This is a genomic window from Micromonospora inyonensis (genome assembly GCF_900091415.1).
GTDB lineage: Bacteria > Actinomycetota > Actinomycetes > Mycobacteriales > Micromonosporaceae > Micromonospora > Micromonospora inyonensis.
On sequence record NZ_FMHU01000001.1, the window covers coordinates 2,880,396 to 2,890,640 of the forward strand.

At 73.1% G+C, this 10,245-nt stretch carries 7 protein-coding genes; all 7 read left to right on the forward strand.

Annotated elements, in window-relative coordinates:
* Nucleotides 1–59: 59 nt before the first annotated feature.
* Nucleotides 60–1,004, forward strand: coding sequence for a glycosyltransferase (locus GA0074694_RS13035; RefSeq protein ID WP_091457629.1), 945 nt, complete (start codon nucleotides 60–62; stop codon nucleotides 1,002–1,004).
* Nucleotides 986–3,097, forward strand: a complete 2,112-nt coding sequence (locus tag GA0074694_RS13040; protein ID WP_245714666.1) for a delta-60 repeat domain-containing protein — start codon at nucleotides 986–988, stop codon at nucleotides 3,095–3,097. The genes GA0074694_RS13035 and GA0074694_RS13040 overlap by 19 nt, the downstream gene beginning before the upstream one ends.
* Nucleotides 3,098–3,325: 228 nt before the next feature.
* Entirely contained in the window at nucleotides 3,326–5,167 is a 1,842-nt protein-coding gene (locus GA0074694_RS13045) for a hypothetical protein (protein ID WP_091457632.1), read from the forward strand.
* A complete protein-coding gene (locus GA0074694_RS13050) occupies nucleotides 5,160–6,098 on the forward strand; it encodes a glycosyltransferase family 2 protein (protein ID WP_245714667.1) in 939 nt (312 codons plus the stop codon). Before GA0074694_RS13045 ends, GA0074694_RS13050 begins: the two co-directional genes overlap by 8 nt.
* Nucleotides 6,091–7,680 (forward strand): lipopolysaccharide biosynthesis protein, encoded by a 1,590-nt coding sequence (locus tag GA0074694_RS13055; RefSeq protein WP_091457639.1) that lies wholly within the window; start codon nucleotides 6,091–6,093, stop codon nucleotides 7,678–7,680. Before GA0074694_RS13050 ends, GA0074694_RS13055 begins: the two co-directional genes overlap by 8 nt.
* The gene (locus GA0074694_RS13060; RefSeq protein WP_091457642.1) at nucleotides 7,677–8,570 is read left to right on the forward strand and encodes a sulfotransferase domain-containing protein; all 894 of its coding nucleotides are present in this window, start codon (nucleotides 7,677–7,679) and stop codon (nucleotides 8,568–8,570) included. The genes GA0074694_RS13055 and GA0074694_RS13060 overlap by 4 nt, the downstream gene beginning before the upstream one ends.
* A 55-nt stretch (nucleotides 8,571–8,625) precedes the next feature.
* Nucleotides 8,626–9,984, forward strand: coding sequence for a glycoside hydrolase family 71/99 protein (locus GA0074694_RS13065; protein ID WP_141714074.1), 1,359 nt, complete (start codon nucleotides 8,626–8,628; stop codon nucleotides 9,982–9,984).
* The last annotated feature ends 261 nt before the right edge of the window (nucleotides 9,985–10,245 follow it).

The following is a 10,245-nucleotide window of genomic DNA, read 5'->3' on the forward strand; positions in this document are numbered from 1 at the left end:
GCGGTGCCCGTACCGGTGCTGCCGGTCGGGCCGGCGGTGACCGGCCGGGGTGGGTGTCCGTGACCACGCTCCTCGTCGCCTCCACCGGTGGCCACCTCGCCGAGCTGCACGACCTCGTACCCCGGCTCGGCGTGCAGGACGACTGCGTCTGGGTGACCTTCGACTCCCCGCAGAGCCGGTCGTTGCTCGACGGTGCGGAGGTCATCCACGTTCCCCAGGCCACCAGCCGGGACCTGGTCGGCGCGGTACGCGACCTGGTGGCGGCCCGGCGGGTGCTGCGCGGTGGCCGGTTCAGCCAGGTGGTCAGCACTGGTGCCAGCGTCGCGGCCTCGTTCTTCCTCCCGGCGGTCCGGTCCAGAGTGGCCTGCCACTACATCGAGAGCGCAACCCGTACGACGGGCCCGTCGCTCACCGGCCGGATGGTCGCCCGGATGCCGGGGACCGGTCTGTACACCCAGTACCCCTCGTGGGCCGACGGTTGCTGGCGCTACGGCGGCTCCATCTTCGACGCCTACGTCGCCCGGGAGTCGGCCGCCAGTCGGCAGGTCTCCCGGGTCGTCGTCACCCTCGGCACCCAGAAGTTCGGGTTTCCCCGGCTGCTGGAGCGGCTGACGCGGATCATTCCCGCGTCGGCCGAGGTGCTGTGGCAGGTCGGGTCGACGCGGATTCCCCGGATGCCCGCCGACGCCCGCCCGCAGGTGCCCTTCGCCGAGATGCAGCAGGCGATGCGGGAGGCGGACGTGGTGGTCACCCACGCCGGGGTCGGTTCCGCGCTGACCGCGCTTCGGGCCGGCCAGCGCGCCATCTACGTGCCCCGCCGCCGACGCTACGGCGAACACGTCGACGACCACCAGGTCGAGATGGCCCGGGAACTGGACCGCCGGGAGCTCGTCCTGGCCCGCGAGGCGGACCAGGTCAGCGAGGCGGACCTCCTCCTGGCCACCCGGTGGACGGTCTCCGCCCGGAAGGAGGTGGAGCCGTTTCGATGGACGAACCCGACCTGATGCCCGAACGGTCCGCGACGGCCGAGTTACGGCACGTACGGACCAGTCGGGTGATGCGCGCCGGTCACCGGCGCAGCAAGCTACGCCTGTATCACTTCATCCTTGGGGGCCGCCCAGTGTCACTCAGTACGTCAACCCGACCGGGCCGCAGTTCGGTCGCGGTCCGCTGGCTCGCCGCGCTCTCCGCGCCGGCCCTGGTCGCCACGCTCCTGGTGGCGACCCCCGGCGCGGCCACCGGCCTCACGCCGGTGGTCAGCACGCTCACCTCGGCGAACCCGTCCGACACCACCCCGCACGCGCAGAACGGCGACGTCAAGGCGTTCGCCGAGATCGGCGACACGATCTACGCGGGCGGCAGCTTCACCTCGGTCAAGAGCCCCGGTGCGGCGACCTGGACGGCGCGCAACTACCTCTTCGCGTACGACCGGGCGACCGGTGCGCTGAAGACCTCGTTCGCGCCGGTGCTGGACGGCGCGGTGCACGCGCTCGCGGTCAACCCGGACGGCAAGCTGATCGCCGGCGGGAACTTCAAGACCGTCAACGGGGTGTCCCGGAAGAACCTGGTCGCCCTGGACCCGGCCACCGGCGCCACGGTGGGCTCCTGGGTCGGCCGCAGTGACGGTGGCCAGGTACGGCGCACCATCGTCCGGGGCAACCACCTGTACATCGCCGGTGCCTTCCACTGGGTCAACGGCACCTCCCACTCGCTGCTGGCCCGGCTCAACGCCACGACCGGCGCGATCGACCCGACCTTCCAGATCGACGCGTCGGTGGCCCGCACCAGCACCGAGCTGGTCTGGGGGCTGGACGTGTCGCCGGACAACGGCACGCTGGTCGCGGTCGGCAACTTCACCGTGGTGAACGGGCAGTCCCGGAACCAGGTGGTGATGGTCGAGCTGGACGGCACCCCGGCGGTCGCCGACTGGAGCACCCAGCGCTACGTGCACCCCTGCTCCAGCGCGAGCTTCCCGTTCTACGCCCGGGACGTCGACTTCGCCGACGGCGGCAGCTACTTCGTGATCGTCGCGGACGGCGGCCGGGCGAGCGGGGCGTACTGCGACACGATCGCCCGGTTCGAGACCGACACCCGGGGCAGCGCGATCGACGGCACCTGGGTGAACCACACCGGCCACGACTCGGTGACCTCGGTCGAGGTGGCGGACAACGTGGTCTACGTCGCCGGGCACTTCCGCTGGCTGAACAACACCAACGGCAACGACTCGGCCGGCCCGGGTGCGATCGACCGGTACGGCTACGGCGCGCTCGACCCGATCAACGGCATGCCGCTGGCCTGGAACCCGCAGCGCACCGGCGCACCGGCGGGCACCACCAACTGGGGTCCGATCGTCTGGGAGCTGTGGCGGGGCAGCACCGGTATCCACGCCGGCTTCGACAACGACGGCACCGGCGGCGAGTACCACGGCCGGATGGCCCTCTTCCCGCTGGCCGGCGGTCGCGTCGTCCCGGCGGTCAACGCGCCGCAGACCGTCCCCGGCTACCTCTACATCGGCGGTCGGGACGGCCAGCTGACCCGGGTGCCCTTCGACGGGGCGGCGACCCTCGGCACGCCGAGCGTGGTCAGCCAGCCGAACCTGACCGGTGCGGGCGCGGCGTTCGCCGTGCACAACAAGCTCTACTGGTCGAAGGTCGACGGTGGCCTGCAGACCACCAGCTCCCTGCACATCTCGACGTTCACCGGTGGCACGGTGGGCGCGTCCTGGCTCGGCAGCGGCTACAACGACTGGTACAACACGGCCACCATGAGCGGGGCGTTCTATCTGGACGGGCGGATGTACTACACCAAGGCCGGGCAGAACACGCTGTACTACCGCTACCTGGAGCCGGACGGCTACACCATCGGCGCCTCCGAGTTCACCGTCCCGAGCCAGGGCGTCAGCTGGGGTTCGGTGCGGGGGATGACCTGGGCGGGGGGCCGGATCGTCTACGGCACCTACTCCCTGCTCGGCCCCGGCAACCTGTGGGCGGTGCCCTTCGACGGGACGGCCGTGGACGGGGCCGCCGCGGTCCAGCTCGCCACGGGCACGCGTGACACGGACTGGGACAGCCCGACGCTGTTCTACGCCACGTCCTGACCATGTCCGGTGCGCCGCTGGCGCACCGGCGGGACGACCGACGCACCCGGCCGGCCACCCCTCACGGCGGTGGCCGTCCGGGCGTCGGTAGGAGATCCGACCGAGTTCCGGATGACCGGGGGGCGGACCCGGGCCGGACCATCGACGACAATGGAGGAACGACCCTCCGCGAGTGCGGGTCGACCACCGGCTCCGTACGCCCCCGCCGCACCCCAGAGGACCTGTTTGATGGACGCGACCGACGTCGCCAGACCACGCCCTGTCGGGCTGGCAGATCTCGCGCGGATCCCCCTGCGCCGCTGGCGCACCGTGCTCGCCGCGATGGGACTGCTGCTGCTCCTGATCGTCGCCTACCTCGTCTTCATTCCGGCCGTCTACACCGCGACGACCGTGGTCGTGGTCCGGCCGGTGGTGACCGACCCGTTCTCGCTGCCCGCCGGGGGCGCCGACCGGGCGGTCAACATGACCGCCGAGACCGGCATCGCGACCAGCAACGACGTCATCGACCGGGTGGCCCAGATCACCGGTCGGGACGTCGAGGGCGTGGCCAACGCGCTGAAGGTGGAGACGCCGGTCGGCGGTCAGCTCCTGCGGTTCAGCTATGCGGGGGAGAGCGAGCGGGAGGCGGTCGCGGGGGCGAACGGGGCGGCCGAGACGTACCTCAGCCACCGCAAGGGGATGTACGAGGACCAGCGCGCCGCCGTGCTCAAGTCGTACGACGACACGATCGCGCTGGTGACCACGCAGCGGACCACCACCCAGCGGGCCCTGCCGGCGGAGGGGTCCACCAACGCCTCCCCCCGGACCAGCGCGCTGCTCGACCAGATCCGGGCCCTCAACGACCAGTTGGCGCAGCTCGCCGAGCAGCGTTCCAAGATCGCATCGGCGGACCTGAGCCCCGGCTCGGTCACCAGCGCCGCCCGTGCGCCGGTCCCCTCGAACCGGGACTCGGCCCCGATCTACGTCCTCGCCGGGCTGCTCGGCGGGGCGCTGCTCGGCACGCTGCTGGCCTTCGTCCGGGAGGCGGTCGACCGTCGGGTGCGCTCGGCCAACGAGGCTTCCGAGATAATCGGTGCGCCGCTGCTCGGCACGGTGCACCGGGGCAAGGGCGACGCCGCCACGTCCGACATGCGGTACCTCGCCCTGGCGCTGAACCGGTGGGTCGAGCGGCCGGCCCCGGTCCCGCTGGTGGTGCTCTCCAGCGACGAGGACGAGGGCCGGGCCCAGGTGAGCGCGGGGCTGGCCGCCGCCCTGGCCGAGGCCGGGCACGAGGTGCGGCTGGGCAGCTCCCCGGAGAGCCTGGAGCAGATCCGGCCGGTCCTGCTCGCCGCCCAGCGGCGCGTCCCGCCGGCGGTCGCGGCCACCCGTCCCCAGCTCACCAAGCCTCCGGCCGCGGCGGTGGCGAAGGCGGCCGTCGAGGTCATCCCGAAACCGCGTGTCGCCGAGGGCATCAGCCCGTCCCGGTCGATGGACGACACGGTGCAGATCTCGGCGGTGCGTTCGTCCGGCCCGGCCGGCGGTTCCGGCGCGACGAGCGGTCCCGACGACACCGTGCAGATCACACCGGTGCGTTCGTCCCGGCCGGCGGGTGGCGTCCCGGCGGGGGGCAGCTCCGACGACACGGTGCTGATCACGCCGGTGCGCAAGCCCCGGCCCAGCCCGGGACCGGACGCCAAGAACGGCGGTGTGTACCGCTCCGGCACGGCGAACGAGGCACCGAAGCCGGCCCCGGTGGCGGCGACCGCCGCGACCGCTGCGGCCACCCCGGCCACGCCGGGCACGCCGACCGGGCCGGGCGCCACCGACGACCGGACGGTCCGCATCGGCACCGGTGTCGTCCGGCTCATCCGTGATCTCGACTCCGGCGACGACAAGGGGCTGGTGCTGCTCGACGCCCCGGCCGCCACCCGCGACGACCGTGGCGTGCGGATCGCCCGCGCCGGCCTCGCGGTGCTGGTGACCGCCCGGGACCGGACCCGCACGGCCCATCTGGGCCGGGTGGTCGAGCGGCTCCGTGCCGCCGGGGTGAACCCGGTCGGCTTCGTGTTGACGAGGGATGGACGTGACTGACCGGGCACCGACCGACCAGACGTACCCGCGGGTGACCGCGGTGATCGCCACCCGGGACCGTCCCGGCCTGCTGGAGCGGGCCGTCCAGGCGGTGCTGGACCAGGACTACCCGGGCGAGATCGAGTGCGTGGTGGTCTACGACCACTGCGACATCCGGCCGCTGGACGTCCGGCTGCCGGAGCACGGGCGGACGCTGAGCTACGTGAACAACACCCACCGGCAGGGGCTGCCCGGCGGGCGGAACACCGGCGCGGACGTGGCCACCGGCGAGCTGATCGCGTTCTGCGACGACGACGACCTCTGGCTCCCCGCCCGGCTGAGCCGGCAGGTGGAGCTGTTACGGCGGCGGCCGGACGCGGCGGCGGCGAGCTGCGGCATCCGGTTGCAGGGCCCCGGCATCGCCAAGGAACGCCGTCTCGACCGGGACGAGGTGGTCCTGGACGACTTCCTCGCCGACCGGGTGATGGAGGTGCACTCCAGCACGATGCTGGTCCGGCGGTCGACCTGGGACGCGATCGGCCCGGTGGACGAGGAGATCCCCGGCGGGTACGGCGAGGACTACGAGTGGCTGCTCCGGGTCGCCGCGCACGGGCCGGTGGTGATCGCCCCCGAGGTGCTGGTGGTGGTCGACTGGCACGGCGGGTCGTTCTTCTTCGGGCGCTGGGCGGTCATCGTCGAGGCGTCCCGTTACCTGCTCGCCAAGCACCCCGAGCTGGCCCGTAGCCGGACCGGCCTGGCCCGCATCCACGGCCAGATCGCCTTCGCGCTGGCCTCCGGGCACCGCCGGGGCGAGGCGCTGCGGGAGCTGGTCCGGGTGGTCCGGCTCAACCCGACCGAGAAGCGGGTCCTGGTGACCCTGCCGGTGGCGCTGGGCCTGGTCTCCGGGGAGCGGGTGCTGAGCCTGGCGCAGCGGCGGGGGCGGGGTGTCTGACCGACCCGACCGGGCCGCCGCCGGGGGAGAGGTCCGGCGCGGCACCCGTAACGGGGCGGTCGGGCTGGCCGGCGCGGCCGTCAACGGGCTGCTCGGCTTCGTGCTGACCCTGGTGATCGTGCGGGGGTTCGGCCCCACCAATTCCGGGGCGATCTTCACCGCGATCGGCGTCGTCACGATCGTCGGCGTGCTCTGCTGCGCGGGCGCGGACACCGCCCTGGTCTGGTCGCTGCCCCGACGACGGCTGGGCCCCCGGGGGGACGCCGCCCGGCTGCTCCCGGTGGCGCTGGTGCCCACCCTGCTCGGGTCGACCGTGGTGGCCGTGGCCGGGGTGGCCCTGGCCGGACCGCTCGCCCCGGTCCTGTTCGACCGCCCCGGTGGCGACGGGCCGGCGCTGCTGCGGCTGGCGTTCGCCACCCTGCCGTTGACCGTGGCGATGACCGTCCTGGTCGCGGCGGTGCGCGCGGTGCGTCCGGTGACCGCCGTGGTGGCCGTCCAGTACGTGCTGGTGCCGTTGGCCCGGCCGGTGCTCGTGGCGGCGGCGGTGGTCGGCGGTGCCGGGGTGGTGCTGGCCTTCGGCGGATGGCTGTTCCCGGCCGCCCTGGCGGTGCTGGCCTGCGCGGCGATGCTGCTCGGTCCGCTCGGGCTGACCTCGGGTGCCGTGCTGCGGCCGGAGCGGGCCGACTGGCGGACGTTCTGGGGCTTCGCGCTGCCCCGCGCCGCGTCGGCGACCATCGACGCGAGCAGTCTCTGGCTCAGCGTGCTGCTCACCACGGCGCTGGCCGGGCAGGCGGACGCCGGTGTGCTCGGCGGGGTCGGCCGGTACGTGCTCGCCGGACTGCTGGTCATGCAGGGACTGCGAGTGGCGGTCGCGCCGCAGCTGTCCCGGCTGCTGGGGCAGGACCGGACGGCCGAGGCCGCCGAGGTCTACCGCCGGACCACCATGATGATCATGGTGCTCTCCTGGCCGGCGTACCTCATCCTCGGCTTCTTCGCCCCGGGCTTCCTGAGCCTGTTCGGGCCGGAGTTCGGTGCGGGCGCGACCGCGATGACCGTGCTGGCCGGAGCGATGATGGTCAACTCCGGGGTCGGGATCGTGCAGACCATGCTCCTGATGAGCGGCAACAGCGGCAGGCACCTGATGGCCGCCTCGACCGGCCTGGTGCTCAACGTCGGTCTCGCCGTGGTCCTGGTGCCCCGGCACGGCGTGCTGGGGGCGGCGGTCGCCTGGACGGTCGGCATCGTGGTGGAGAACCTGCTCGCGGCCCGCGCCGCCCGGATCGCGATCGGCCAGCCGCTGCTCACCGGTGCGCTGCTGAAGGCCGGGGCGCTGGCCGGCGCGGGCACGCTGGTGCTCGCCACCCTCGGTGCGACGGTGGCCGGCCGGGGCGTCGCGGGACTGGCCCTGACCGTGGCGCTGCTGGTGGTCGGCTGCGCCCTGCTGCTGCTCGACCGCCGGGTCCGCCGGGTGGTCCGGGCCGCGGCGGCGACCCTGCGGCCGACGCCCCGGCACCGGCAGGACGAGGGTTCACCCGACCGGGCGGCGGTGGCCGGCTCCGGCGGAACGAGAGGGATGCGATGACGATCCGGGACCGGGCCAAGAGCGTGCTGCCCACGGGGGTGCGGACGCGGGTACGCGGCTCACTGGTGCGCTACGGCGAGTGGACCAGCGACCAGCGTCCGCTGCCGGACTTCCTGATCGCCGGAACGAAGCGGGGCGGGACCACCTCGCTCTGGCGGTACCTGCTGGAGCACCCCCTGGTGCCCCGGCTCTTCCCCGCGTGGAACACCAAGACCTCGCACTACTTCGAGGAGAACTGGGGCCGGGGCGAGGCGTGGTACCGCTCGCACTTCCCGACCCAGCGGCAGCGCCGCGCGCTGGAACGCAAGCACGGTGGGCCGACCCGGGTGGGGGAGGCCGCGCCGCTGTACATGTTCCACCCGCTCGCCCCGCAGCGGGTCGCCGACCTGCTCCCCGAGGTACGGCTGATCTTCCTGCTCCGCGATCCGGTGGAGCGGGCGTACTCGCACTGGAAGGAGCGGCGTACCGAGGGGAAGGAGCCACTGGAGTTCGCCGAGGCGCTGGCGCGGGAGGAGGAGCGGACCGCCGGCGAGCGGGTGCGGCTGGTCGCGGAGCCGACGTACGTCAGCGAGGCGTACGACTGGTACACCTACCGGGCCCGGGGCCGTTACCTGGAACACCTCGAACCCTGGCTGGACCGCTTCGACCGGGAGCAGATGCTCGTCCTGCCCAGCGAGACGCTCTACCGGGAGCCGGCCGCCACGTACGCCCGGGTGCTGGACTTCCTCGGCCTGCCGCCGCACCAGCTCGCCCGGTTCGAGGTGTTCAACGACCGGCGCAGCAGCGCGATGGACCCGGCGGTCCGGGCGGAGCTGAGCACGTACTTCGCCCCGTACAACGACGCGCTGGCCGAGCGGCTGGGCATGGGCTTCGACTGGTCGCGTCCGTGAGTAGGCGGGCGTGTCACTGCCGATAAAACGGACATAAGCCCTCTAAGTTGGGCGAATGGCTCGTCGTTTGGTTGTGGTGGTCACCGTCCTGCTGACCATGGTGGTTCCCGTCGTCGCGCCCTCGTCGGCGCGCTCGGCACCGGCCGTGGTCGGCCGGTCCGCGCCCCCGGGGGTCGCGGTGGACGACTTCGCGCTCACCGCCGCGCCCGCGTCGGTGACGGTGACCGCGGGATACCCGGCCCGTTTCACCATCGGCACCACCGTCGTCTCGGGCGGATCGCAGCCGATCACCCTCCGGGTCACCGACCTGCCCGCCGGGGTCGGCGCCGTGTTCACCCCGGCCACCGTCGCGGCCGGTGAGTCCGCCCGTCTGGCCCTGCACACCTCGATCTCCACGCGTCCCGGCACCTTCGTCCTCACCGTCGAGGGCGTGGGCGCGTCGGTGGCCCGTCAGGTGGAGGTGCGGCTGGTCGTCCGCGCCGCACCGGTCGTCCGGGCCGCCTTCTACTACCCGTGGTTCCCCGAGGCGTGGCGGCAGCAGGGGCTGGACCCGTTCACCAACTACCGGCCCACCCGTGGCCTCTACCAGGTGGACGAGGCGACCGTCCGGTCCCAGGTCGCCGAGATGCGCGAGGGTTGGATCACCCTGGGCGTCGCCTCCTGGTTCGGCCGGGGCAGCACCACCGACCGGCACTGGCCGGCGATGATGGCCGGGGCCCGCAACACCGGCTTCTCCTGGGCCCCCTACTACGAACCGGAGAGCACCTCCCAGCCGGACGTCGAACGGATCACCGAGGACCTGCACTACCTGCGGGCCACCTACGGCGGGGCGCGCTCCCCGCTGGCCGTCCTGCCCGGCAAGGGGATGGTGGTCTTCGTCTACAACGCCAACGACCTGACCACCGAGCTGGGCTGCGCCACGGTGGACCGCTGGAACGCCGCCCGTGACCTGCTCGCCCGCCGCTACGGCGAGACCGTCCACGTCAACCTCAAGGTCTTCCCCGGCTTCCGGACCTGTGCCGGCACCCCGCGCGTCGACGGGTGGCACCAGTACGGTCCGGACCGCGCGGAGAGCGACTTCAGTGCCGCCCCCGGCGAGGGCTCGTACACCGTCTCGCCCGGCTTCTGGAAGGCGGGCCTGGCGTACGGGCAGGCGCCCTTCCTCGCCCGCAACCGGGACCGCTGGCGGTCCGGCCTGACCCGGATGAACGCCTCCGGCGCGCGCTGGCAGTTGATCACCACGTGGAACGAGTGGGGCGAGGGCACCTCGATCGAGGCGTCCTCCGGCTGCCGCAACCCGGTGCCGTCGGGGACCTGGTGCGACTGGAGCGGCGACGGGCTCTCCGAACCCGTCGCGGACCTGCGGGACGTGCCGCCCCCCGGTGCGCCGCCCTCCGCTGCGCCGGGGCGTTGATGTGCTGCGGAATGCGTCCGCCGAGTCGTCGTCCGGCCGCCGCGACCGGTGACTCCGGGCGTTTCCGGGTGGCCCTCGATGGATTACCCAAGCACGCCACGGCCACCCGTGAGGCCCGTCATGCGCCCGAATATGATTCGGATTTGGAATTTCTGCCGTCGACGTCGTTGCGCCGCTGTGGTTAATTGTTCAACCAGTCGCGACAATCTGATCTTCGTGGCGCTTGAGCTGGAGAAACGACCACAAAAACGTGAACGCGTC